The organism is Pseudomonas syringae CC1557, from assembly GCF_000452705.1.
In the GTDB taxonomy this organism is placed as follows: Bacteria; Pseudomonadota; Gammaproteobacteria; order Pseudomonadales; family Pseudomonadaceae; genus Aquipseudomonas; species Aquipseudomonas syringae_F.
This window is the reverse complement of the sequence record NZ_CP007014.1, coordinates 1,540,367-1,563,972: the sequence shown is the minus strand read 5'-3', so window position 1 is coordinate 1,563,972 and position 23,606 is coordinate 1,540,367. Positions and strand designations below refer to the sequence as shown.

The window sequence follows — 23,606 nt, the reverse complement described above, 5'->3', positions numbered from 1 at the left end:
TGGCGCCTTTCCTGATACCAGCCAGAGCCTTTCATGTCGTTGCCGACCTTTCGCATCATCGGTTTCATCATCGGCATCTTCCTGATCACTCTGGCGGTCGCGATGACTGTGCCCATGGCGACACTGGTCATCTACGACCGCTTCGAGGATCTGCGCTCGTTCCTGTGGGCCAGCGTCATCACTTTTATTGCCGGTCTGGCGCTGGTGGTGCCCGGACGTCCCGATAACGTCCAGTTGCGACCTCGCGACATGTACATGCTCACGGTTTCCAGCTGGATCGTGGTGTGCATCTTCGCTGCCCTGCCCTTTCTGCTGACCCAGCACATCAGCTACACCGACTCGTTTTTCGAGAGCATGTCAGGCATTACCGCGACCGGTTCCACTGTGCTCAGCCATCTGGACAGCATGTCGCCGGGCATTCTGATCTGGCGCTCGATGCTGCACTGGCTGGGCGGGATCGGTTTTATCGGCATGGCGGTGGCGATTCTGCCGTTACTGCGCATTGGCGGCATGCGCCTGTTTCAGACCGAATCCTCCGACCGTTCGGAAAAGGTTATGCCGCGCTCGCATATGGTGGCCAAGTTCATCGTGCTGGCTTATGTCGGCTTTACCGCATTGGGCAGCCTGGCCTTCTGGGCGGCGGGCATGAGCCTGTTCGACGCGATCAACCACGCGATGTCAGCCATTTCCACCGGTGGTTTCTCTACGTCCGATCTGTCGCTGGCCAAATGGCCGCAGCCTGCGGTGCACTGGGTGGCCATCGTGGTAATGATCCTCGGCAGCCTGCCCTTCACGCTGTACGTTGCCACCCTGCGCGGCAACCGCAAGGCGCTGATCAAGGATGAGCAGGTGCAGGGGCTGATCGGCTTGTTGTTGATTACCTGGCTGGTGATGACCGTCTGGTACGCCAACACCACCGATCTGCCGTGGACTGAGGCATTGCGCCATGTGGCGTTGAACGTCACGTCGGTGGTGACAACCACCGGCTTTGCACTCGGCGACTACAGCCTGTGGGGCAATTTCTCGCTGATGCTGTTCTTCTATCTGGGGTTCATCGGCGGCTGTTCCGGCTCGACGGCAGGCGGGGTGAAGATCTTCCGCTTTCAGGTGGCCTACATCCTGCTCAAGACCAACCTCAATCAACTGATCCACCCGCGTGCGGTGATGAAACAGAAATACAATGGCCATCGACTGGACGACGAAATCGTTCGTTCGATTCTGACCTTTTCGTTTTTCTTCACCATTACTATCTGTCTGATCGCGCTGATGCTGTCGTTGCTCGGGCTGGACTGGATGACAGCCCTGACCGGCGCGGCCAGCACGGTCTCCGGCGTAGGACCGGGGCTGGGCGAAGTCATTGGTCCGGCAGGCAATTTTTCGACCCTGCCGGATGCAGCCAAGTGGATTCTGTCCGGCGGCATGCTGCTTGGCCGTCTGGAGATCATTACTGTGCTGGTGCTGTGCGTACCGGCGTTCTGGCGGCATTGAGAGCGGGCAGCGCTCATCGTTACACACACGTCTGACTACCAGTTGGCAACGAGATGACTATCGTGCCGACGCTTCGCGTCGATACGCAGTTCGTGACGCTCTGCGTCACACAGCGGTTCTGTGATGTCAGGTAGAATGGCGTTTGACTCAGGTCACCTTTTCGCCCCTCGGCGAGTTACTTTGATGGGGCCAAAGTAACCAAAACCCCTGGCTCCGTTTCCGGCCCGACTTCGTCGGGTTCCTTCGTCCTGACACTGATCCGGGGGTCGCTATCGTGCCGACGCTCCGCGTCGGTATGCAGTTCGTGACGCTCCGCGTCACACAGCGGTTCTGCGATGTCAGTGATGTTTGTTTACGGCTCGAGACACCTTTTCGCCCCTCGGCGAGTTACTTTGATGGGGCCAAAGTAACCAAAACCCCTGGCTCCGTTTCCGGCCCGACTTCGTCGGGTTCCTTCGTCCTGACACTGATCCGGGAGTCGCCGCAACGGGCCATCCATGGCCCGGTGCGGCTAGCCTGGCGTCCTGCCAGGCTACCCCCGGATCAGTGTCAGGTCTCAGCCGTCACTTACGTCGCACTCTGCGTCGTCAGTGGCATCGTGATAAAAAAGCGCTTTCTTTTGACTATCGTGCCGACGCTCCGCGTCGGTATGCAGTTCGTGACGCTCCGCGTCACACAGTGGTTCTGCGATGTCAGTGATGTTTGTTTACGGCTCGACGCCCCTTTTCGCCCCTCGGCGAGTTACTTTGATGGGCCAAAGTAACCAAAACCCCTGGCTCCGTTTCCGGCCCGACTTCGTCGGGTTCCTTCGTCCTGACACTGATCCGGGGGTCGCCGCAACGGGCCATCCATGGCCCGGTGCGGCTAGCCTGGCGTCCTGCCAGGCTACCCCCGGATCAGTGTCAGGACTCAGCCGTCACTTACGTCGCACTCTGCGTCGTCAGTGACATCGTGATAAAAAAGCGCTTTCTTTTGACTATCGTGCCGACGCTTCGCGTCGATACGCAGTTCGTGACGCTCTGCGTCACACAGTGGTTCTGTGATGTCAGTGATGTTTGTTTACGGATCGACGCACCTTTTGACTATCGTGCCGACGCTCCGCGTCGGTATGCAGTTCGTGACGCTCTGCGTCACACAGCGGTTCTGCGATGTCAGTGATGTTTGTTTACGGCTCGACGCACCTTTTCGCCCCTCGGCGAGTTACTTTGATGGGGCCAAAGTAACCAAATCCCCTGGCTCCGTTTCCGGCCCGACTTCGTCGGGTTCCTTCGTCCTGACACTGATCCGGGGGTCGCCGCAACGGGCCATCCATGGCCCGGTGCGGCTAGCCTGGCGTCCTGCCAGGCTACCCCCGGATCAGTGTCAGGACTCAGCCGTCACTTACGTCGCACTCTGCGTCGTCAGTGACATCGTGATCGAAGAGACTCTTATGGCAGCGTTTATTTGCAAGCGACGCATGAAGTATTGCTGCTGCGTGAGGAAGCGCATCACGAATGCATGTTCACGAAGTGGGCACGAGTCATAGCTGTATTTTGTGGCTCATCAGGACTTGTGTATAACCATGAGAACCAACCTGAGGGTACGCACTGTGGATACCATCAAGCGTTTCTCAAGCTTTGCCGAGTTTTATCCGTTCTATCTTGCCGAACACAGCAGCAGCACCAGTCGACGCCTGCATTTTGTCGGCACGTCGCTGGTGATTTTTCTGTTGGCGTTCGGTGTGGGCAGTGGTCGCTGGGGGTTGTTGTGGCTGGTGCCTGTCGCGGGCTACGGTTTCGCCTGGGCCGGGCATTTCTTTTTCGAGAAAAACCGGCCGGCCACGTTCAAGCATCCGTTCTACAGCCTGCTCGGTGACTTCGTCATGTACCGTGACATGCTGTTGGGCAAGGTAGCTTTCTAAAAAGAGCGCCGTTGTGACGCTCAGGCAACCGTTTCGCTGGCGGGCTCCTGGGCCACCACCTGTTGCGCCTTCACATGCGCATCAGCCAGGCGGAACAGTTCGATGTTGCCGTCCAGATGCTCGATCAGGGCGGTACAGGATTCAACCCAGTCGCCGCAATTGAGGTATTCCACGCCGCCCACCTGACGTATTTCAGCGTGGTGGATGTGCCCGCAAACTACGCCGTCCAGACCACGCTTCACGCATTCGTGGGCAATCGCTTCCTCGAAATCGCTGATGAAGTTCACCGCACTCTTGACCTTGTGCTTCAAGTACGCCGACAGCGACCAGTAGCCATAGCCGTACTTGGCGCGCCAATGGTTCAGCCAGCGATTGAGGGTCAGAGTGAACTCGTAGGCCGAGTCGCCCAGAAAGGCCAGCCAGCGGTGATAACGGGTAATCACGTCGAACTGATCACCGTGGATGACCAGCAGGCGACGGCCATCGGCGGTCACGTGCTCGGCTTCGTCCACTAACTGGATGTTGCCCAGTACCAGTTTCGAATACCGCCGCAGAAATTCGTCATGGTTGCCGGTGACGTAAATCACCTCGGTGCCGCGCTTGCTCATGGTCAGCAGACGGCGGATCACGTTGGTATGTGCTTGCGGCCAGTACATACCGCCGCGCAGTTTCCAGCCGTCGATGATGTCGCCGACCAGGTACACCTTGTCAGCCTGATAGCGCTTGAGGAATGCAGACAAGTGCTCAGCCTGGCAATCACGCGTGCCGAGGTGAACGTCGGAAATCCACAAGGTCCGCACACGTTGTTTGCGGCTGGGTGTGGCGAGCTGAGCGCTGCTCATGGGACAACCTCCGGCATGGTTTTGAAGAGAGTGGAGCATGCCGGTTAACTGAATGTGACACGCATGTGGCGATGTCGTGACAATCGCCCCGTATCACTGAGGGCTGGTGGGCAGCGGTCGGTCGTTGTGGCCCAGATCACGTGCCGGATCTATCTGGTCACGGACCCGTTGCTTGAGCACCTTGGCCTCGGGAAAGCCGCCGTCTGCCTTGCGCTCCCAGATCTGCACACCGTCGCAGGTAATACGAAACGTACCTCCGGTGCCCGGTTGCAGTGACACCTTGCCCAGATTGTCACTGAAGGTACTCAGCAGCTCCTGGGCCAGCCAGGCGGCGCGCAACAGCCACTGACACTGAATACAATAGGTGATGATGATTTCAGGTTTTTCGGCAGACATGAACGTCTCCTCCAGCCAATGCAGATGAGCATGATACCCATCACAGAGCACATCAACGAGCGTTGATGATGCGCTGCACCCTGCGCCGCAGCCTTGCACAAGACTTTAATTATCAGTCGATTAAATAATGCATATTTTTTATAATTAACTTAGACCAAAATCGAATTTCACAGCGTCTGCCAATTGCCTTTATGGTGCTTCTCGACCAGGTCGAACGGACCTCAACCACTGGCAGGAGTTTTCATGAGCATTGAATTCATTGGCTACATCGCCACGCAACCCGGTTCTGAAATTCACCCTCGCAGCGGCGCAACCATTCAGCCCGACTACGTGCAGAAGGTGGCCAAGGCTCATGAAGACGCAGGCTTTGATCGTGCGCTGATCGCTTACCACTCCAACAGCCCGGACAGCACGCTGGTCGCTGCGCATGCTGCGAGCGTCACCCGCACGCTGAAATTTCTCGTCGCCCATCGCCCCGGTTTTATCTCCCCGACAGTGGCTGCACGACAGTTTGCGACGCTGGACGTCTTCAATGGCGGACGCACTGCCGTACACATCATCACCGGCGGCGATGACAAGGAACTGCGGGCTGACGGCAGCCATATCGGCAAGGATGAGCGTTACGCCCGCAGCGACGAATACCTCAGCGTGGTGCGTCAGGAATGGACCAGCGACAAGCCGTTTGATCATCAGGGCACTTACTACCAGTTCGAGGGCGCGCACTCGCTGGTCAAATCGCCACAAAAGCCGCACATCCCGCTGTATTTCGGCGGTTCTTCGGCAGCGGCGATTGCCGTCGCGGGCAAGCATGCGGATGTCTACGCGCTGTGGGGCGAGACGTACGAGCAGGTGCGGGACGTAGTCAAACAGGTTCGCGCCGAGGCCGCCAAACATGGCCGTACCATACGTTTCAGCCTGTCATTGCGGCCGATTCTGGCTGATACCGAAGAGCAAGCCTGGGCACGCGCCGACCGCATTCTGGAAAAGGCCAAAGCCCTGGCGGACAGTAACGGCTTTGTGCGCCGCGACCCACCGAACGAAGGGTCGCGCCGCCTGCTGGCCGCCGCTGCACAAGGCTCGCGTCTGGACAAACGCCTGTGGACCGGCATCGCTGGCCTGCTCGGCGCACAAGGCAACTCCACGTCGCTGGTCGGCACCCCGGAACAGGTCGCAGAAGCGCTGCTGGATTACTACGATCTGGGGATTACCACCTTCCTGATTCGCGGTTTCGACCCGCTGGAGGATGCCATCGATTACGGCAAAAGGTTGATCCCGCTGACTCGTCAGCTGGTCGCTCAGCGTGAACAGCAAGCTCGCGAACAGGTGGCCTGAGAGGTAGCGATGCGGACGGGCTGATTGCCTGAAGGCAGCCCGCCCGCGATGTCAGCCTCAAGCAGCGGCTGAAACCGGTTTGAGGGATCGCGCCACCAAGGCACCGAACGCGTCGACCGGTGCTTGCAGGTTGCCTAGAAAGCGTGGGTAGAACAGCCACAAATCCATGACCGGCTTGAAATCCTTCAGTGGCAGCATCACCAGATGCTCGCGATGAACGCTGCGCTCCAGCAGCGGCCTTGGCACCAGGCCAAGCCCCATGCCATCGGCCACCAACCCCAGTTGCAGCTCGGTGCCGAAGGTTTCCAGGTTGACCTTCATGCTCAAGCCCTGATCGGTCAAGGTACGCTGCAAACCGGCACGAAACCCACAGCCATCCGGGTTAAGCACCCAGCCCTGCTCGTAACAGTCAGCCAGCTTGCTGGTTTTTTTCGGTGCCGAACCTACAGCGCACACCACCACCAGTTCCATCTTGCCGATGGACTGACCCATGATGTTATCCGGAAAGATCTTGCCCGCCGGGAACAGCGCTGCCGCGGCATCCAGCTCACCATTTTCTATCTTGCCGATCAGGTGGCTGCCCCAGCCAGTGCTGACCTGAGCGCGCAAGTCCGGGAACTCGCCGCGCAGTTGCTTGAGCGCATCCAGCAGCACCACATCGCCAATGGTTTGCGGCACGCCAAGGCGCAACACACCACTGGGCGGCGTATCGCTGGCCACCAGTTCACGCAGCGAATCCATCTCGCGGAGGATCGCCAGGCATTTCTGATACACCTGAATGCCCATTGGCGTTGGCTTGAGCGGCTTGGTGTTGCGGTCGAACAACTCGACGCCAAGCGCCTGCTCGAAATTCTGTACCCGGCGCGTGATGGCCGGCTGGGTCAGATCGAGTGATTCAGCCGCATGGCTGATCGACTGACAGCGGATGACTGCAACGAACGCATCGATATCATCAATTTTCATTCAGACCGCACATAAATATGAGAAATCAACATAGGCAAAAAGCATAGTACCCGCGGCTGATGATTAATAGCCCTGTCGAGGATTTCCCGTATTCACGAAGAAAGGCAAAAGACATTTTCGTTATAACCTAATCATTAAAAAATAGCATATTAAATACTAATATTATGCTTATATCAGGTCATTCCCTGATCTGGAACCGGACATGACCCAGCAACGACGCCCTGAACAACACCCCGAACGACTCGGCGCGTTTATTGATGCGCTGGCCGAGCTGATCGGCAGCGAACCGCACGAAAGTGACCTGCTGCGGCGCGGCGGCAAACTGCTGGCACAACTGGTCAGCCATGATGACTGGCTGCCTGCAGAATTCTCCATCCCCGACCCGGCTCGTTATCAGCAATTTCTGCTGCATGTCGATCCGCAGCAGCGCTTTTCGGTGGTGAGTTTCGTCTGGGGGCCGGGGCAACGCACGCCGATTCACGACCATCGTGTCTGGGGCCTGATCGGCATGCTGCGCGGCGCTGAACACTCACAGGGTTATGCGCGAAACGTGCACGGACACTTGGAAACCAGTGGGCCGCCGATTCTTTTGCAACCGGGTCAGGTCGAAGCGCTGTCGCCGCACAGCAACGACGTTCATCAGGTCAGCAACGCGTTCGACGATCAGGTCTCGATCAGCATTCATGTGTACGGCGCCGATATCGGCACTGTAAAGCGTGCTGTATACGACCTCGATGGCCACGAAAAACTGTTCATTTCCGGCTATTCCAATGCCGTCCCCTCTGCTCGTCAGGACCTGCCAACAGGGAGTGTTATCCAATGACCACCTCAACAACCCGATCATTTGCCGATATTCGTCAGGCGCTGCTGGACCGCCAGGAGCTGGCGCTGGTGGACGTCCGTGAAGAGGCGCCGTTCGCCGAGGCTCACCCGCTGTTTGCGGCGAATATCCCCTTGTCGAAACTGGAGCTGGAAGTGTTCTCGCGGATTCCACGCCGCGATACCGCCGTCACACTTTACGACAATGGCGAAGGGCTGGCACAGATCGCCCTGCAACGCCTGCAATCCCTGGGTTACAGCGATGTGAAACTGCTCGACGGCGGCTTGCAGGGCTGGCGTGCTGCGGGCGGCGAGCTATTCATCGATGTCAACGTGCCGAGCAAAGCGTTCGGCGAGCTGGTGGAGCATCAGCGCAACACGCCATCGCTGGCCGCCGGAGACGTCAAAGCCCTACTCGACAACTACGCCGACGTGGTGGTGCTGGATGCGCGTCGGTATGACGAATACCAGACCATGAGCATTCCAGGCGGCATCAGCGTGCCGGGCGCGGAGCTGGTGTTGCGCGCGCGCGAGCTGGCCCCTGACCCAAGCACCCGGATCATCGTCAACTGTGCGGGCCGTACGCGCAGCATCATCGGCACTCAATCGCTGGTCAACGCGGGTATTCCCAATCAGGTCCATGCGCTGCGCAACGGCACTATCGGCTGGCTGCTGGCCGAGCAAACGCTGGAGCATGGGCAGAACCGGCGTTTCGCGGCAGTCAGTGACGCCACTCGCGACACTGCCAGCGCCGATGCACGCAAGGTCGCCGACCAGGCCGGGGTCAAACGTGCCAGTCGGGCCGAGCTGCAACGCTGGCAGGCTGAGCCGTCACGTACCACGTATCTATTCGACGTGCGCACCCCGGAAGAGTTTGCCAAGGGCCATTTGCCGGGTGCGCGCTCCACCCCGGGCGGCCAGTTGGTGCAGGAAACCGACCACTTCGCCAGCGTACGCGGCGCACGCATCGTGCTGGTAGACGACGAGGGGGTACGCGCCAACATGTCGGCTTCCTGGCTGGCGCAACTGGGCTGGGATGTCTCGGTCATCGATGATCTGCGTGAGGCGGACTTCAGTGAGTCAGGCGACTGGGACGCACCCTTTCCTGCTGCACCACACGTAGAAGCGATCAGCGTCGAAACCCTTGTCGAGTGGCAGAAAAATGTCGAGGTGGCGGTGCTGGATTTCACGGCGAGCGCCCATTACGTCAAGCAGCACATCCCTGGCGCATGGTGGGCGTTGCGCGCCGACCTCAAGCAGGCGCTGACAAAAATACCTGCCGCAGAGCGTTATGTACTGACCTGTGGCAGTAGCCGTCTGGCGCGTTTCGCCGTGGCAGACGTCGAGGCACTGACCGACAAGCCGGTGTTCCTGCTCGAAGGTGGCACCGCCAGCTGGGTCAAGGCCGGCCTGCCACTGGAGCACGGCGAAAGCCGACTGGCCTCGTCACGCATCGACCGCTACCGCCGCCCTTATGAAGGCACTGATGCCCCGCGTGAAGCCATGCAGGCTTACCTCGACTGGGAGTTCGGGCTGGTCGAGCAACTGGGGCGTGACGGGACACATGGGTTTTACGTGATTTGATGTTCGATCTTGAGCATGCGGTGCGGCGCAGGGTTGTGACGCGAAGCGTCACCCAATGCATGCCAACGCGGAGCATTGGCACGAGAATCAAAGCCCGGAAAACGGGGCCCAGACCACGATGACTCTCGTCCCCACGCTCTGCGTCCGACTTTGAAGGTGCGGTGCGGCGTATTGGCACAAGCGCCAAAGGCTTGTCAGGACTATTCATCACCCTATTGGAGAACCACCTGAATGCTACCTTTTTTCAAATCCCCTTTGCCGCTCAAAAGCCTGTTGCTGGGGGCACTGTTGAGCGTCATGACGGGTCAGCAGGTTCTGGCCGCCGAGCTGGCGCCATTGCTGGTGGCCAATCAGAAGTCACTGCTCAAAGTACTGTTGCAGGTTTCCGGCGAACTCAAGGATGTGCCTTACGAAATCAGGTTCTCCGAGTTCCCTTCTGCCGCGCCTTTGGGCGAGGCCTTGAATGCCGAAGCCGTGGATATCGGTGCGCTGGGTGATGCACCTTATGTATTTGCTCTCGGCGCAGGTGCGCCGTTGAAAGTGGTCAGCATTACCCACGCCCAAGGCCGATTCACCACCGCCGTGCTGGTGGCGAAAGATTCGCCGATCCAGACCGTGGCCGATCTCAAGGGTAAGCGCATCGTCACTGGACGGGGCTCCATCGGCCACTATCTGGCGATTCGCGCGCTGCACCAGGCGGGGCTCAAGACCAGCGATGTGACCTTCCTCTACCTGTTGCCCAGCGAATCACGGTTGGTGCTGGCCAATGGCGATGCCGATGCCTGGGCAACCTGGGACCCATACACCACGATCTCCATCAGCCAGAACGATGCACGCGTCCTGGTCAGCGGCAACGAACTGCTGAGCAATCATCTTTACCTCGCGGCGACCAGCAAGGCCATTGACAGCAAGCGCGTGCAACTGGAGGACTTCGTTGCCAGGGTCGAGCGCGCCTTCGACTGGACCAACACTCATCCCGAGGAGTATGCCGCCGCGCAGGCCAAAGTCACCGGCCTGCCAGTAGACGTGCATCTGGCAGTGGCGAAGGCCACAAAGATGCAGCGCACGCCGATTGATGACCCGATTATTCAGGGCCTGCAAGAAACCGCCGACACCTACCTGGCGGAAGGTATTGTCAGCAAACCCATCGACGTCTCGACTGGCTTCGATAAAAGCTTCAACACATCGCGCGCCCGAATTGCTCAGGCCAACGCTCAATAACGGTCGGATACCCGCTGCGAAAAGGACCCCGCATGAAACTTTCACCGCTTCGCCAGCGCCGTGAGCTGGCCGAATCAGCCGCCGACTTCGCCACCCGGCTGCAGGGGATTACCGCAACGCTGGCCGAAAGCGCAGAGCACTACGATGCCAGCGGCACCTTCCCCCACGCCAATTTTGCCTTGCTGCACGGCCATGGCATGCTGGGCTTGACTGTGCCCGCCGAACTGGGCGGCGGCGGTGCCGATCTGGTGCGAACGCAACAGGTCGTCAGCGCAGTGGCCAGGGGCGAACCGTCGACAGCGCTGATTCTGGTGATGCAATACCTGCAGCATTCGCGCCTGCAAGAGAACAGCAAATGGCCAACTGATCTGCGCATTCGCGTGGCCGAAGAAGCGGTTCGCGATGGCGCGCTGATCAACGCCCTGCGCGTGGAGCCGGACCTGGGCACGCCCGCACGTGGTGGCCTGCCAGGTACCCTCGCCCGCCGTACCGCCGAGGGCTGGCGGATCAACGGCAGCAAGATCTACTCCACCGGCAGCCATGGCCTGACCTGGTTCGCCGTGTGGGCGCGCAGCGATGACGATGACCCGCTGGTCGGCAGCTGGCTGGTGCACAAGGACACGCCCGGTATCACGATCATCGAAGACTGGGACCATCTGGGCATGCGCGCCAGCAACAGCCACGAAGTCCGATTCGACAACGTGCTGGTGCCGCTCGAACACGCGGTCAGCGTCAACCCGTGGAGCGCGCCACACGCCGAGCTGGACGGTTCAGGCATGCTCTGGATGGCCGTGCTGCTGTCATCGGTCTACGACGGCATCGCCCATTCCGCACGCGACTGGCTGGTGCAGTGGCTGGAACAGCGCAAACCGTCCAACCTCGGGACGGCACTCTCGACACTGCCGCGCTTTCAGGAAACCGTCGGGCATATCGACACCCTGCTGTTCGCCAACCAGAGCCTGCTGCAAGCCGCTGCACAGGGGCATACGCCTGCCGAACATGCCGCGCAGATCAAATTTCTGGTAACCGGCAATGCCATACGCGCCGTGGAGCTGGCCGTCGAAGCCTCGGGTAATCCAGGCCTGTCGCGCAGCAACCCGCTGCAACGTCATTACCGCAATGTGCTGTGCGGTCGGGTGCATACGCCGCAGAACGATGCAGTACTGAGCGGGGTGGGCAAAGCGGCTTTTGCCAGGCGCAACACAGGGTAACGTGGGCGCACCGATCACCCCTGCCGGTCATCCAGTTCGATATCAGCGTCCAGGCGCTCGCGCAAAAACTCGATGAACATCTGTACCAGTCGCGACGCCTGACGGTGTTGCGGGTACACCGCCGACAGCGTCAGGGGCTCGGGCCGCCGGTCGTCCAGCAGGCGGACCAGACTGCCAGCGCGCAGGGCTGCGCCGACGATGAACGTCGGCAGGTACGTGATTCCCAGCCCCGCAACTGCTGCATCTCTGAGCAACTCGCCGTTATTGACGCGCATTCGCCCACTGACGCTCAGGCTCGACGCTTTGCCCGCCCCTTGAAAACGCCATTGCACTTGGCGGCTGTGACCATAAGGCAGGCAGTCGTGCTGATGCAGGTCTTCAGGCTCCAGCGGCGTGCCGCGCTCGGCGAGGTAGCCCGGGCTGGCGCAGTAAACCCGATCGATTGCAGCGATGCGGCGTGCGATCAGGCTGGAGTCCTCCAGCATGCCAATGCGCAGCACCAGATCGTAGCCCTCGCTGATCACGTCCACCGGCCGGTCGCTCAAGTCGACCTCCACCGCTACGTCACGGTAGCGCTGTAAAAACTCTGGCAACAGGCAGCCCAGGTGGACGACGGCAAACGACAAGGGGGCGCTAAGGCGCAATGTGCCACGCGGTTCGCTGCCCTGCCCGGTGATGCCCTGCTCGACCTGCTCGACTTCGGCCAGCAAGCGCAAGGCCGATTCGTAATAGCTTTGGCCCAGAGGCGTAGCATCCAGACGCCGCGTCGAGCGGTTGAGCAAACGCACGCCAAGCCGTTCCTCCAGTTGCATCAGACGGCGACTGACAAACTGCTTGGACAGCCCGAGCTTGTCAGAGGCGGCCGTGAAACTGCCGGACTCCATGACCTGGCAAAAGATACGCATGTCTTCAAAAGGGTTCATCGGCATCGCCTGAGTGAGCTGGACTGCATTCAGCAGAGCCTAATCCTTCACCTGGAACTGTCAACCACAGCGAGACAGTGATTCGTCTTTCAGCTACTTATTGCACCGAAAGATAACCAGTAATCTTGATCTCACTTGATCGATTGCTGAATGTGCAGCGTCGATACCCGATGGAGAAAGAATCATGCTGACTCTTCGCAACGCTTCCGATCGCGGCGCAGCTGATCATGGCTGGCTGAAATCCTTCCACACCTTTTCGTTCGCCAGCTATCGCAACCCTCAGGAACAGGGCTTTTCCGATCTGCTGGTCATCAATGATGACCGGGTGATTGCAGGCAAGGGCTTCGGCCAGCACCCGCACCGCGACATGGAGATCTTTTCCTATGTGCTGGAAGGCGCGCTGGAACACAAGGACACGCTGGGTACCGGCTCGGTGATACGCCCTGGCGACGTGCAGCTGATGAGTGCCGGTAGCGGCGTGGCGCACAGCGAATTCAACCACTCGCAGACCGAAGGCGTGCACTTCCTGCAGATATGGATCGTGCCGAATGTCGCCGGGGCTACTCCCAACTATCAGCAGGAACACTTCAGCCCTGAGCAGAAACGCGGCCGTTTGCAACTGATCATCGCCCCTGAGGGCGAGAATGGCGCACTGAAAGTTCGTCAGGACGCCCGTGTGTATGCCGGTCTGTTCGATGGTGATGAAAGCGCCGCGCTTGAGCTGGCTGACAATCGCTATGCCTACGTGCATGTCGCCCGTGGCAGCGTGCTGCTCAATGGCGAGCGACTTGGCGAAGGTGACGGGGTGCGCGTGCGTAACGAGCGGCTGATCAGCCTGAGCGAAGGGGTTGATGCGGAAGTGCTGGTGTTCGATATGCGGCCTAATGAACTGCCGCAGATGCCTTGAGCCGATGCTTACAAAACGCCGCTCCTGGAAGCGGCGTTCTTGTATGGAGGGATAACGCACAAACAAAAACGCCGCTCTGATGAGCGGCGTTTTTGTGAATATGGAGCGGGAAACGAGACTCGAACTCGCGACCCCGACCTTGGCAAGGTCGTGCTCTACCAACTGAGCTATTCCCGCAAAATGGCGTCCCCTAGGGGACTCGAACCCCTGTTACCGCCGTGAAAGGGCGGTGTCCTAGGCCACTAGACGAAGGGGACACTGCCTGAAACACCATGGTGTGTGTTCCAGTTCCAGACATCATCCGCAGATGTGTACTGGTTTCACTCAACCCTGCCCTGAAGCAAAGCTGCTTAAAAATGGAGCGGGAAACGAGACTCGAACTCGCGACCCCGACCTTGGCAAGGTCGTGCTCTACCAACTGAGCTATTCCCGCAAAATGGCGTCCCCTAGGGGACTCGAACCCCTGTTACCGCCGTGAAAGGGCGGTGTCCTAGGCCACTAGACGAAGGGGACACGCGTACAACATTCACTACTTATTTGCGCTACGCTGTGTGCTTTACGCTGTAAGTGGCGCGCATTCTATGGATGCTTTGAGGGGTCGTCAACCCCATTCTGAAAATTTATTGAAATCAATAACTTCGATGCCGTTCGCACACCCACCGATGGTCGCCAGCCGTCCGCCTGCCCGACCTATATCGTTCAGTTGCCTAATCTGTCCTAATCTATATAGAAGAGATGCCGACAAACTCGGATAAGGACATCTATGCGCAGTAGTGCTTAGCCACTACACTCGCGCTAAAACTAATTGAACGAATGAGGTTTGCACAGTGACTCCACTCATGATCACGCTGATGGTAGTAGCAGGTATCGCACTGCTCATCGCGATCGGCTACCTGAATCACGTCGCTGAAAACGGCAAACTGGAAAAAGCCCGAACCAAGGTAGAGCTGAGCGATCGCCTGCGTCGCTGCAGCGAGATTAACGAAGTGTTCCCGGGCCAGCTGATGTCGCCAGCATTGAAGCTGCTATTGGCTCGCCTGGAACTCAACGTTGTGCAGCGCATGCTGAACATGGAAAAAGGCAACGCCCAACTGAAACACCGCATCGGCGAACTGGAAGCGCAGATTGACAAGGGTGAAGGCATCGAAATACCCAACCCGGTCGCGCCGATCCAGACCGAAGCCAAGGCCAAGGACGTTCGTTTTCTGCTCGAAGCCCTGCATGGTCAGGTCACACGTGCTGCGCATGACGGTTTTCTGCAGACCAGCGAAGCCAAGCACTGGATCCGTGAGATCCGCACCATTCTGGTCAACCTGCACATCGAGTTCTTCAACAACCTGGGCCAGACTGCACTGTCTCAGGATCAGCCAGGCCAGGCGCGTCTGGCCTTCGAGCGGGGCGTGCAGTATTTGCGCAACCAGCCGGACCCCGTCACCTATCAGCAACAACTGCTGGCGATGGAAAAGCAACTGGCCCGTGCAAACTCGGTGGTCTTGACCAACACCGCGCCGACCGAAGACGACGACAACGCGCTGACAGAAGGTCTCAAGCAGGACGACACCGAATCGGAATGGAAGAAAAAAGTCATCTACGATTGATGACTGCACCGCCGCTGCCCGCACGAACACGGGCAGCGACCAGCAGACCGAGACCTGCTCAGCAGTCGGTAGCAGCCAGAAAGATAGCAGCCAGACGCTCGATTCCCACCTGATCCACTTCCGCAAAACGCCCCACGCTCGGACTGTCCAGATCCAGCACACCGATCAGACGCCCTTCCTTGACCAGCGGCACCACCAGTTCACTGTTCGACGCGCTGTCGCACGCGATATGCCCGGGAAATTCGTGCACGTCCTGAACACGCTGGGTTTGCCGACTCTGCGCCGCCGCCCCGCACACGCCGCGACCAAAGGGAATGCGCACGCAGGCGATCTGCCCCTGAAACGGCCCGAGCACCAGCTCTTCGTTGCGATTGAGATAAAAGCCCGCCCAGTTCAAATCCTCGATCTGGGTGTAGAGAAACGCCGAAAACTGTGCAGCATTGGCAATGAAATCACGCTCATCGGCGAGCAGCGCCTCAAGTTGAGCCGCCAGCAAGCCATAGCCGTCAAGTCCGCTGCCGGTGTTTTGCAAATCAATCATGTGTGTTGCTCCAACAATTCAAGTCCTACCCAGTAACGCGCAAATTGATAAGCGCAGCGACCATTACGATTGCCCCGCGCTGTGGCCCAGCGGATTGCAGCCTTTTCCAGTGGCTCGTCGCGCTGCCATTGCAAACCTGCCTTGTGCGCCAGTTGAGTGATCCAGTGTTCGACGACATTCAGGTAGTGTTCCTGCGTGAACGGATAGAACGACAGCCACAGGCCGAACCGGTCGGACAGTGCAATCTTGTCTTCCACCGCTTCGCTGGGATGCAATTCACCATCAACGTGGGCCCAGTTGGCGTTGTCGCTCTCCTTCTCGGGCACCAGATGGCGGCGATTGGACGTGGCATACAGCAGCACGTTGTCAGGGGCCTGTTCCAGCGAGCCGTCGAGCACGCTTTTCAGCACGCGATAATCGCCCTCGCCCGATTCGAACGACAAATCGTCACAGAACAGCACGAAACGCTGCGGCAGTTTTTGCAGTTGCTCGACCACGCGAGGCAAGTCGCCCAGGTGATCACGCTCGATTTCGATCAGGCGCAGACCTGCCGAGGCGTATTCGGCCAGCAGCGCGCGGATCAACGAGGACTTGCCTGTACCCCGTGAACCCCATAGCAAGGCGTGGTTGGCCGGCAGACCTTCAATGAACTGGCGTGTGTTGCGCCCCAACTGGTCGCGCTGCAGGTCGACGCCGATCAGATCAGTCAGACGCGTATCGAGACTGACCTGCAGCGGCATCAGATAGCCGCTGCGCCCCTCGCGTACCCAGCGGGCGGCAAGCACCTGTCTCCACTCGACCGGCTCACGTAGCGCAGGCAGCAGAGGCTCCAGCCGGGCCAGCACGGCATCGGCGCGTTGCAGAAAAGCATCCAACCGAGAATCCACGGGATCTCCTTATATATTTAACTGATTGGTCACCGATGCCGATCAGCTATGCTTGGCCGGCACCGGGCACCCGAAGTGGCAGTAGGTATTCATGGATATATCGCTCAAAAACAGGCTTTCATTCAAGCAGGCGCGCCTTTCGGTGCTGATCGGCTTTGTCCTGGGAACCTTGCTGAGCTTCGCGCAGATTGCGCTTGATTATGCCAGCGAAGACGCCTCCATCAATCGCGAAATCAAGTCCCTGCTGGAAATCACCCGCAATCCCGCGTCGCGCATTGCCTATAACATCGATGCCGAGCTGGCTCAGGAACTGACCTTGGGGCTGCTGCACTCCCCTGCCGTGATCAGTGCGCGCCTGACCGACAACAACGACACCGTGCTCGCCAGCGTCGAACGCCCGATGGGTGCTGGGCGCTATCGAATGCTCAGTGACTGGCTGTTCGGCGAAAGCCGCCAGTTTCAGGAAAAGCTGCACCTTGATCATCTGCCGGACGAAACCATCGGCACACTCTACCTGACCGTCGACACCTTCGCTTTCGGCAGCCATTTCCTGCAACGCGCAGAAATCACCCTGCTCAACGGCTTTCTGCGCAGTCTGGCGCTGGCGGGGATTCTGACCATTCTGTTCTACGCGACGCTCACCAAGCCGCTGGTCCGGGTGATCAGGGAACTGAGCAGCCGCGACCCGCGCAGTCCCGATCAAGCCAGAATCAACTGCCCGCCGCACCATGAGCAGGATGAAATCGGCGTGCTGGTCGCCACGTTCAACCGTCAGATCGAAACCATGAGCGGCGAGTTTTCCAGACGCCGCGCGGCCGAGGACCGCTTGACCGACCACCTCAATCAACTGGAAAACATCGTCTCGGCACGCACCAACGAACTCAAGGCCAGTAATATGCGCCTGCGCCAGTCCAACGAGGAACTGCAGATCGCACGCAGCACCGCGCTGGACATGGCGCACGCCCGCTCGGCGTTTCTGGCGCACATGAGTCATGAAATCCGCACTCCGCTCAACGGCCTGCTGGGCATGCTCGCCCTGTCGCTGGACAGCCCGCTCGGTGCCGAGCAACGCCAGCAACTGATGATCGCCCATGATTCGGGCAAAGTGCTGGTGGAACTGCTCAACGATATTCTCGATATGTCCAAGTTCGACGCCGGACATCTGGAAATCGAACGCATCCCGTTCGACCTCGGCGCACTGATCGAGGACACCGCCAACCTGCTGTCGCAGAACGCAGCGCCCAGTGTGGAGCTGACCTGCCTGATCGCGCCGGACTTCCCGGCCATGGTCACCGGCGACCCGACCCGGGTCCGGCAGATTGTCAGCAATCTGCTGTCCAATGCGCTCAAATTCACCCGTTTCGGTCGCGTAGACGTACGCCTGACGCATTACCTGGACGCTACCAGCGGAGAAAACCGGGTGCGCATCGAAGTACGCGATACAGGTATCGGCATCGCGCAGGACGCTCAGGCCAAAATCTTTCAGCCTTTCACTCAGGCAGAAGCCGCTATCACCCGACAGTACGGCGGCACCGGACTGGGGCTGGCGTTGACCAACAACCTGTGCGAGGCCATGAACGGCCAGTTGAGCATTCAGTCGCAATCCGGCTTTGGCAGTCAGTTCTGCGCCGAACTGCCACTGCCGATCAACCTGCCTGCGGTCGCTCAGACCCCGCTCAAAGGCCGAGTCACAGTGATCAGCTCGGCAGGCAGCGGCCTGGTGGAGCTGCTTGGCACCCTACTTCCGTTCTGGGGCGTTGACGTCAAGCGACGCAGCATCGACGACAGTCCGGATGACATGGAGCTCGACAGCGGTCCGGACCTGGTGATTACCGACTGCCCCGAGTGCCTGTTCGCGATCCGTCCGACCACACCGGTACCGATTCTGCTGGTCACCGCCTACGGCAACTTCATGCCTGCCGAGCAAGTGGCCGCTTTGGCACCGCTGCAGCAGCAGGCCCGGCCACTGGCGCGCAATGCGCTCTACCACACCCTGCGGCGGGTTCTGAGTCAGGAAGAACCCGGCTTACGCGACCCGATGGCACTTGAGCACACCACGCAACGTCCCGCGCGCGTGCTGCTGGTCGAGGACAATCCGGTCAACCAACTGGTGGCCAAGGGCATTCTTGGCAAACTGGGCTGCGAAGTGGTTGTCAGCAGCCATGGCGGCGAGGCGCTGGAGCAACTGGAACACGACCACTTCGACCTGGTACTGATGGACTGCAACATGCCGGTCATGGACGGTTACGAAGCCAGCCGGCAGATCCGCAGCAGCGGTCGCTGGCCGAACCTGCCGATCGTAGCCCTGACGGCTAACGCCATGCCTGACGAGCGCGAGCGCTGCAAGGCAGCGGGTATGAATGACTATCTGGCCAAGCCGTTCAGACGCGCCGAACTGGTCAGCATTCTTGATCAGTGGATACCGATCACCGAGGAACGGGCCTAGCGCAGCAAGGCTTCGATTTCGCCGGTCATATCTTCCGGCTTGGTCAACGGCGCAAAACGCTTGACCAGCGTGCCATCCTTGCCAATCAGGAATTTGGTGAAATTCCATTTGATCCGCCCCGTCCCCAGCAACCCCGGAGCCTGCTGCTTGAGTTGAACAAACAGAGGGTGGGCCTGATCGCCGTTGACATCGACTTTTTTGAACAACGGGAAGCTGACACCGTAATTCAGCTCACAAAACCCGGAAATCGCGCCTTCATCTCCCGGCTCCTGCTTGCCGAACTGGTTGCAGGGGAAGCCAAGCACCACCAGCCCCTTGTCCTTGTAGTCCTGCCAGAGTTTTTCCAGCCCCTTGTATTGGGGCGTGAAGCCGCATTTGCTTGCCGTATTGACCACCAGCACCGCTTTGCCCGCAAAATCGGCCAGGGTTTTCTGTTCGCCCTTGATGGTGGTGACAGGGATGCTCAGCAGGTTTTCGCTCATGGACATAGGCCTCGGGGCTGTGACGGTCTCAGGACGATTGACGTTAGCGTGCAATTGAACAGCACGCACGCCAATTCCCGGGATTGATGCCGATGAATAAGCGCGTTCGCGTTATGCGCGGGGCTCAAGGGTCAGGCACACCGAGTTGATGCAGTAACGCAACCCGGTCGGCTCCGGACCGTCGGGAAACACATGCCCCAGATGCGCGTCGCATTTGGCACAGACCACTTCGGTACGAATCATGCCGTGGCTGATATCGCGCACTTCGACCACCGCACTGCCTTCCAGCGGCGCGTAGAAGCTCGGCCAGCCGCAGCCGGAATCGAACTTGGTCGAGGAATCGAACAGCGGCTCATTGCAACAGATGCAGTGATAGACGCCTGCTGTTTTGGTCTCGTTGTACTTGCCGGAAAACGGCCGTTCGGTGCCCTTCAGGCGGCAAACGTTGTACTGCTCCGGGTCGAGCATCTGCTTCCACTCTTCAAGCGTTTTCTGCAACTTGTCCACAGGTACACCTCCGAATCGGAAAAAGCCCGATCTGTATCTTTTCCACAGATCAGGTGGCACGTATGATTGCGCCAGGTCAGACGTCAGTCTGGCACCCGCGTTTGTCGCACACAAACCCATTTTCATGGCGTCCGTGCCGCGGCCCTCGTTGCAAGCCGGCAACCGCTCCATTTTCGGGATCATCACCATGCAGTTCAGCAAATCGAACAAGCTCGCAAACGTCTGCTACGACATTCGCGGGCCAGTGCTCAAGCACGCCAAACGCCTGGAGGAGGAAGGTCATCGCATCCTCAAGCTGAATATCGGCAACCCGGCACCGTTTGGTTTCGAGGCGCCGGACGAAATACTTCAGGACGTGATCCGCAACCTGCCGACGGCTCAGGGCTACAGTGACTCCAAGGGCCTGTTCAGCGCCCGAAAGGCGGTCATGCAGTACTACCAGCAGAAGCAGGTAGAAGGTGTAGGCGTCGAAGACATCTACCTGGGCAACGGCGTTTCCGAGCTGATCGTGATGTCGATGCAGGCGCTGCTCAATAACGGCGACGAGGTGCTGGTTCCGGCACCTGACTATCCGTTGTGGACCGCAGCCGTTGCCCTGTCCGGTGGCAACCCGGTGCATTACCTGTGCGACGAGCAGGCCAACTGGTGGCCAGACCTGGAAGACATCAAGGCCAAAATCACCCCCAATACCAAGGCCATGGTGATCATCAACCCGAACAACCCGACCGGCGCGGTGTATTCGCGGGAGGTGTTGCTGGGCATGCTGGAACTGGCCCGCCAGCACAATCTGGTGGTGTTCTCCGACGAGATCTACGACAAGATTCTTTACGATGACGCCGTGCACATCTGCACCGCCTCACTGGCGCCGGACCTGCTGTGCCTGACCTTCAACGGCCTGTCCAAGTCGTACCGGGTCGCTGGCTTCCGTTCCGGCTGGATCGCCATTTCCGGGCCGAAACACAACGCGCAGAGCTATATCGAAGGCATCGACATTCTGGCCAACATGCGCCTGTGCGCCAACGTGCCGAGCCAGCATGCGATTCAGACGGCACTGGGCGGTTATCAGAGCATCAACGACCTGATCCTGCCGCCAGGGCGTCTGCTGGAGCAGCGCAACCGCACCTGGGAACTGCTCAATGCCATTCCCGGCGTCAGTTGCGTCAAGCCGATGGGCGCGCTGTATGCCTTTCCACGCATAGACCCGAAAGTCTGCCCGATCCTCAATGACGAGAAGTTCGTCCTGGACCTGCTGCTCTCGGAAAAATTGCTGGTGGTTCAGGGCACAGCGTTCAACTGGCCCTACCCTGACCACTTCCGCGTGGTGACACTGCCACGCGTTGACGAGCTGGAGCAGGCCATTGGCCGGATCGGTAACTTCCTGAAAAGTTATCGTCAGTAAACAGACTCCATCTGCCAGCCCTGCACCTGCCCCGACCCGTTCGGGGCATTTTATTTCAGCCCCGCATCCCCCCCTCTGCGCTGGCGCATCAGATGCCTTCAGGTGCCGGACGTCCTGGCTCAGGTCCTGTTCAGCTTGTCGGGATTACCCTTGATTACGTCAGCACGACACAGTTTGAAATAGTCCCTGTGTTGAATAGCGGCGGTCACCCCCTTATATACCCGGCATCGAGTTACATATTTACCTGAGGAGAACGTTTCGACCATGATGCGCATTTTGCTGTTTTTGGCCACTAACCTTGCGGTCGTGCTGATTGCCAGCATCACCCTGAGCCTCTTTGGCTTCAATGGGTTCATGGCGGCCAACGGGGTTGATCTGAACCTCAATCAGCTGCTGGTTTTCTGCGCTGTGTTCGGTTTCGCGGGCTCGCTGATTTCGCTGCTCATCTCCAAGTGGATGGCGAAAATGAGCACCGGCACTCAGATCATCACCCAGCCCCGTACTCGTCATGAGCAATGGCTGCTGCAGACCGTTGAACAACTGTCCCGTGACGCGGGCATCAAGATGCCGGAAGTCGGTATCTTCCCGGCCTATGAGGCCAACGCGTTCGCCACGGGCTGGAACAAGAACGATGCTTTGGTTGCGGTCAGCCAGGGCCTGCTGGAGCGCTTTTCGCCGGACGAGGTGAAAGCCGTACTGGCACACGAGATCGGCCACGTTGCCAACGGTGACATGGTCACGCTGGCGCTGGTGCAGGGCGTGGTGAACACCTTTGTGATGTTCTTTGCCCACATCATCGGCAATTTTGTCGACAAGGTGATCTTCAAGAGCGAGAACGGTCAAGGAATCGCCTACTACATCACGACCATTTTTGCCGAGCTGGTACTGGGTTTTCTGGCAAGTGCCATCGTCATGTGGTTTTCGCGCAAGCGTGAATTCCGCGCTGATGACGCCGGCGCCCGCCTGGCTGGCACGGATGCGATGATTGGCGCCCTGCAACGCCTGCGTTCCGAGCAGGGCGTACCGGTGAACATGCCTGACAGCCTGACGGCGTTTGGTATCAACTCCGGTCTCAAGAAGGGCCTCGCCGGCCTGTTCATGAGTCACCCGCCACTGGAACAACGCATCGAAGCGTTGCGCCGCCGCGGTTGAGGGTGTCAGCAGGCGCGGGCAAGTCTAAACCTGCGCCCGCGCTCTGCGCTGTGCATGGGCACAAGGGCGGATAGCAGACCTGCGCAGAGCCACCGCCCTTTCAAACCATCCGAAAACCCGATCAAAAACCGTCAGAACTTATATTAGATTTAGATCATGAGAATGACCCACTATGGGTCATTCTCATGATCTGGAGCTTTTGAATGTTCCCCAGCCTCTTCATTTCCCACGGCTCTCCCATGCTGGCACTGGAGCCTGGCGAAAGTGGTCCCGCGTTAACCCGATTGGCTGCCAGCCTGCCCAAGCCTCGCGCAATCGTGATGGTCTCGGCACATTGGGAAAGCCACGAGCTTATCGTCAACGGCAATCCCCAGCCGGAAACCTGGCATGACTTCGGCGGATTCCCGCCTGAGCTATTCGCTGTGCAATACCCCGCTCCAGGCTTGCCGGAACTGACCCGGACGGTAGTCGAACTGCTGGCTGCCAGCGACCTGCCTGCACGTATCGACAGCAGACGCCCTTTTGACCACGGCGTCTGGGTGCCGCTGTCGTTGATGTACCCGCAGGCCGACATCCCGGTGGTGCAGATTTCCCTGCCCAGTCACCAGGGGCCGGAGCTGCAAACGCGGGTTGGCCGGGCACTGGCTGGCTTGCGTGCGCAAGGTGTGTTGATTATCGGCTCCGGCAGCATTACTCATAATCTGCGCGATCTGGACTGGAACGCCGGGCCGGAAAGCGCTGAGCCGTGGGCGGCCGAGTTTCGCGACTGGATGATCGACAAGCTGCAGCACGACGATGAAGCCGTCTTGCACCGCTACCGCAGCCTCGCCCCGCATGCTGTGCGTGCACATCCGAGTGACGAGCATCTGCTACCCCTGTATTTCGCGCGCGGCGCGGGTGGCGCGTTCAGCATTGCTTATCAGGGGTTCACCATGGGCGCACTGGGGATGGACATCTATCGGTTCGGTTAAAGCGATAACGACAATTTCCTGAATCCAGAGCAAAAAA

21 protein-coding genes and 4 tRNA genes are annotated in these 23,606 nt (G+C 59.3%); 13 read left to right on the top strand and 12 right to left on the bottom strand.

From position 1 onward, the window contains the following. The first annotated feature begins 33 nt into the window (after nt 1–33). Nucleotides 34–1,488, top strand: a complete 1,455-nt coding sequence (locus N018_RS07325) for a TrkH family potassium uptake protein (protein WP_024646399.1) — start codon at nt 34–36, stop codon at nt 1,486–1,488. A 1,588-nt stretch (nt 1,489–3,076) separates the two neighbouring features. Continuing rightward, nucleotides 3,077–3,388: a DUF962 domain-containing protein gene (locus tag N018_RS07320; RefSeq protein WP_024644626.1), complete on the top strand. Its 312-nt coding sequence runs from the start codon at nt 3,077–3,079 to the stop codon at nt 3,386–3,388. A 20-nt stretch (nt 3,389–3,408) separates the two neighbouring features. On the opposite strand, the gene N018_RS07315 is transcribed toward N018_RS07320, so the two are convergent. Both N018_RS07315 and N018_RS07310 read right to left on the bottom strand, forming a co-directional pair. Then, nucleotides 3,409–4,230, bottom strand: a complete 822-nt coding sequence (locus N018_RS07315) for a UDP-2,3-diacylglucosamine diphosphatase (protein WP_024644625.1) — start codon at nt 4,228–4,230, stop codon at nt 3,409–3,411. Nucleotides 4,231–4,323: 93 nt separating this feature from the next. After that, nucleotides 4,324–4,626: a SelT/SelW/SelH family protein gene (locus N018_RS07310; protein ID WP_025389226.1), complete on the bottom strand. Its 303-nt coding sequence runs from the start codon at nt 4,624–4,626 to the stop codon at nt 4,324–4,326. A gap of 243 nt (nt 4,627–4,869) precedes the next feature. Between N018_RS07310 and N018_RS07305 the strand changes: the two genes are divergently transcribed. After that, nucleotides 4,870–5,958, top strand: a complete 1,089-nt coding sequence (locus N018_RS07305; protein ID WP_025389225.1) for an LLM class flavin-dependent oxidoreductase — start codon at nt 4,870–4,872, stop codon at nt 5,956–5,958. A gap of 57 nt (nt 5,959–6,015) precedes the next feature. Here N018_RS07305 and N018_RS07300 read toward each other — a convergent pair whose 3' ends face one another. Next, the gene (locus N018_RS07300) at nt 6,016–6,921 is read right to left on the bottom strand and encodes a LysR family transcriptional regulator (protein ID WP_025389224.1); all 906 of its coding nucleotides are present in this window, start codon (nt 6,919–6,921) and stop codon (nt 6,016–6,018) included. A gap of 202 nt (nt 6,922–7,123) precedes the next feature. On the opposite strand from N018_RS07300, the gene N018_RS07295 reads away from it, so the two are divergent. From N018_RS07295 to N018_RS07280, 4 genes are all read left to right on the top strand, one after another. Next, on the top strand, nt 7,124–7,744 hold the full coding sequence (locus N018_RS07295) for a cysteine dioxygenase (RefSeq protein ID WP_025389223.1): 621 nt from the start codon (nt 7,124–7,126) through the stop codon (nt 7,742–7,744). Further along, nucleotides 7,741–9,324 (top strand): rhodanese-related sulfurtransferase, encoded by a 1,584-nt coding sequence (locus N018_RS07290; RefSeq protein ID WP_025389222.1) that lies wholly within the window; start codon nt 7,741–7,743, stop codon nt 9,322–9,324. The genes N018_RS07295 and N018_RS07290 overlap by 4 nt, the downstream gene beginning before the upstream one ends. 231 nt (nt 9,325–9,555) lie before the next feature. Further along, nucleotides 9,556–10,545, top strand: a complete 990-nt coding sequence (locus N018_RS07285) for an ABC transporter substrate-binding protein (RefSeq protein WP_025389221.1) — start codon at nt 9,556–9,558, stop codon at nt 10,543–10,545. 32 nt (nt 10,546–10,577) lie between these two features. Beyond that, on the top strand, nt 10,578–11,756 hold the full coding sequence (locus tag N018_RS07280; RefSeq protein WP_025389220.1) for an acyl-CoA dehydrogenase family protein: 1,179 nt from the start codon (nt 10,578–10,580) through the stop codon (nt 11,754–11,756). 14 nt (nt 11,757–11,770) lie between these two features. Here the strand turns inward: N018_RS07280 and N018_RS07275 are convergent, their stop codons facing one another. Then, complete coding sequence (locus tag N018_RS07275) at nt 11,771–12,679, bottom strand: LysR family transcriptional regulator (RefSeq protein WP_025389219.1); 909 nt, start codon at nt 12,677–12,679, stop codon at nt 11,771–11,773. A gap of 184 nt (nt 12,680–12,863) precedes the next feature. Between N018_RS07275 and N018_RS07270 the strand changes: the two genes are divergently transcribed. Continuing rightward, a complete protein-coding gene (locus N018_RS07270) occupies nt 12,864–13,586 on the top strand; it encodes a pirin family protein (protein ID WP_024644616.1) in 723 nt (240 codons plus the stop codon). 101 nt (nt 13,587–13,687) lie between these two features. Here the strand turns inward: N018_RS07270 and N018_RS07265 are convergent. From N018_RS07265 to N018_RS07250, 4 genes are all read right to left on the bottom strand, one after another. Further along, nucleotides 13,688–13,763, bottom strand: a tRNA-Gly gene (locus tag N018_RS07265). 4 nt (nt 13,764–13,767) lie between these two features. Continuing rightward, a tRNA-Glu gene (locus tag N018_RS07260) sits at nt 13,768–13,843 on the bottom strand. Nucleotides 13,844–13,943: 100 nt separating this feature from the next. Further along, nucleotides 13,944–14,019 (bottom strand) — tRNA-Gly (locus N018_RS07255). A gap of 4 nt (nt 14,020–14,023) precedes the next feature. Next, a tRNA-Glu gene (locus N018_RS07250) sits at nt 14,024–14,099 on the bottom strand. Nucleotides 14,100–14,425: 326 nt separating this feature from the next. Here N018_RS07250 and N018_RS07245 point away from each other — a divergent pair. Next, on the top strand, nt 14,426–15,184 hold the full coding sequence (locus tag N018_RS07245) for a hypothetical protein (RefSeq protein ID WP_080265658.1): 759 nt from the start codon (nt 14,426–14,428) through the stop codon (nt 15,182–15,184). A 58-nt stretch (nt 15,185–15,242) separates the two neighbouring features. Here N018_RS07245 and N018_RS07240 read toward each other — a convergent pair whose 3' ends face one another. Further along, a complete protein-coding gene (locus N018_RS07240; RefSeq protein WP_025389218.1) occupies nt 15,243–15,725 on the bottom strand; it encodes a GAF domain-containing protein in 483 nt (160 codons plus the stop codon). Continuing rightward, nucleotides 15,722–16,612 (bottom strand): ATP-binding protein, encoded by an 891-nt coding sequence (locus N018_RS07235; protein ID WP_024644613.1) that lies wholly within the window; start codon nt 16,610–16,612, stop codon nt 15,722–15,724. Before N018_RS07235 ends, N018_RS07240 begins: the two co-directional genes overlap by 4 nt. A 91-nt stretch (nt 16,613–16,703) precedes the next feature. Between N018_RS07235 and N018_RS07230 the strand changes: the two genes are divergently transcribed. Continuing rightward, on the top strand, nt 16,704–19,058 hold the full coding sequence (locus N018_RS07230) for a hybrid sensor histidine kinase/response regulator (RefSeq protein WP_025389217.1): 2,355 nt from the start codon (nt 16,704–16,706) through the stop codon (nt 19,056–19,058). Here N018_RS07230 and N018_RS07225 read toward each other — a convergent pair. Both N018_RS07225 and msrB read right to left on the bottom strand, forming a co-directional pair. After that, on the bottom strand, nt 19,055–19,540 hold the full coding sequence (locus tag N018_RS07225; protein ID WP_024644611.1) for a glutathione peroxidase: 486 nt from the start codon (nt 19,538–19,540) through the stop codon (nt 19,055–19,057). The two genes, N018_RS07230 and N018_RS07225, sit on opposite strands and share 4 nt — an antisense overlap. A 111-nt stretch (nt 19,541–19,651) precedes the next feature. Beyond that, entirely contained in the window at nt 19,652–20,047 is a 396-nt protein-coding gene (msrB, locus tag N018_RS07220) for a peptide-methionine (R)-S-oxide reductase MsrB (protein WP_025389216.1), read from the bottom strand. Nucleotides 20,048–20,234: 187 nt separating this feature from the next. On the opposite strand from msrB, the gene N018_RS07215 reads away from it, so the two are divergent. The 3 genes from N018_RS07215 to N018_RS07205 all read left to right on the top strand — a co-directional run bounded on the left by N018_RS07215 (nt 20,235) and on the right by N018_RS07205 (nt 23,569). Then, nucleotides 20,235–21,446, top strand: a complete 1,212-nt coding sequence (locus tag N018_RS07215) for a pyridoxal phosphate-dependent aminotransferase (protein WP_024644609.1) — start codon at nt 20,235–20,237, stop codon at nt 21,444–21,446. A gap of 264 nt (nt 21,447–21,710) precedes the next feature. Continuing rightward, a complete protein-coding gene (gene htpX / locus N018_RS07210; RefSeq protein WP_025389215.1) occupies nt 21,711–22,598 on the top strand; it encodes a protease HtpX in 888 nt (295 codons plus the stop codon). 203 nt (nt 22,599–22,801) lie between these two features. Further along, on the top strand, nt 22,802–23,569 hold the full coding sequence (locus tag N018_RS07205) for a DODA-type extradiol aromatic ring-opening family dioxygenase (protein ID WP_025389214.1): 768 nt from the start codon (nt 22,802–22,804) through the stop codon (nt 23,567–23,569). The last annotated feature ends 37 nt before the right edge of the window (nt 23,570–23,606 follow it).

Bases quoted from the DNA above. Each gene is read 5' to 3' on its own strand.
- N018_RS07215 (WP_024644609.1), top strand. From the start codon at position 20,235: ATGCAGTTCAGCAAATCGAACAAGCTCGCAAACGTCTGCTACGACATT.
- N018_RS07275 (WP_025389219.1), bottom strand. From the start codon at position 12,679: ATGAACCCTTTTGAAGACATGCGTATCTTTTGCCAGGTCATGGAGTCC.
- N018_RS07290 (WP_025389222.1), top strand. From the start codon at position 7,741: ATGACCACCTCAACAACCCGATCATTTGCCGATATTCGTCAGGCGCTG.
- N018_RS07315 (WP_024644625.1), bottom strand. From the start codon at position 4,230: ATGAGCAGCGCTCAGCTCGCCACACCCAGCCGCAAACAACGTGTGCGG.
- N018_RS07280 (WP_025389220.1), top strand. From the start codon at position 10,578: ATGAAACTTTCACCGCTTCGCCAGCGCCGTGAGCTGGCCGAATCAGCC.
- N018_RS07270 (WP_024644616.1), top strand. From the start codon at position 12,864: ATGCTGACTCTTCGCAACGCTTCCGATCGCGGCGCAGCTGATCATGGC.
- N018_RS07205 (WP_025389214.1), top strand. From the start codon at position 22,802: ATGTTCCCCAGCCTCTTCATTTCCCACGGCTCTCCCATGCTGGCACTG.
- N018_RS07295 (WP_025389223.1), top strand. From the start codon at position 7,124: ATGACCCAGCAACGACGCCCTGAACAACACCCCGAACGACTCGGCGCG.
- N018_RS07245 (WP_080265658.1), top strand. From the start codon at position 14,426: ATGATCACGCTGATGGTAGTAGCAGGTATCGCACTGCTCATCGCGATC.
- N018_RS07310 (WP_025389226.1), bottom strand. From the start codon at position 4,626: ATGTCTGCCGAAAAACCTGAAATCATCATCACCTATTGTATTCAGTGT.
- N018_RS07230 (WP_025389217.1), top strand. From the start codon at position 16,704: ATGGATATATCGCTCAAAAACAGGCTTTCATTCAAGCAGGCGCGCCTT.
- N018_RS07240 (WP_025389218.1), bottom strand. From the start codon at position 15,725: ATGATTGATTTGCAAAACACCGGCAGCGGACTTGACGGCTATGGCTTG.
- N018_RS07225 (WP_024644611.1), bottom strand. From the start codon at position 19,540: ATGAGCGAAAACCTGCTGAGCATCCCTGTCACCACCATCAAGGGCGAA.
- N018_RS07300 (WP_025389224.1), bottom strand. From the start codon at position 6,921: ATGAAAATTGATGATATCGATGCGTTCGTTGCAGTCATCCGCTGTCAG.
- N018_RS07305 (WP_025389225.1), top strand. From the start codon at position 4,870: ATGAGCATTGAATTCATTGGCTACATCGCCACGCAACCCGGTTCTGAA.
- N018_RS07325 (WP_024646399.1), top strand. From the start codon at position 34: ATGTCGTTGCCGACCTTTCGCATCATCGGTTTCATCATCGGCATCTTC.
- N018_RS07285 (WP_025389221.1), top strand. From the start codon at position 9,556: ATGCTACCTTTTTTCAAATCCCCTTTGCCGCTCAAAAGCCTGTTGCTG.
- htpX (WP_025389215.1), top strand. From the start codon at position 21,711: ATGATGCGCATTTTGCTGTTTTTGGCCACTAACCTTGCGGTCGTGCTG.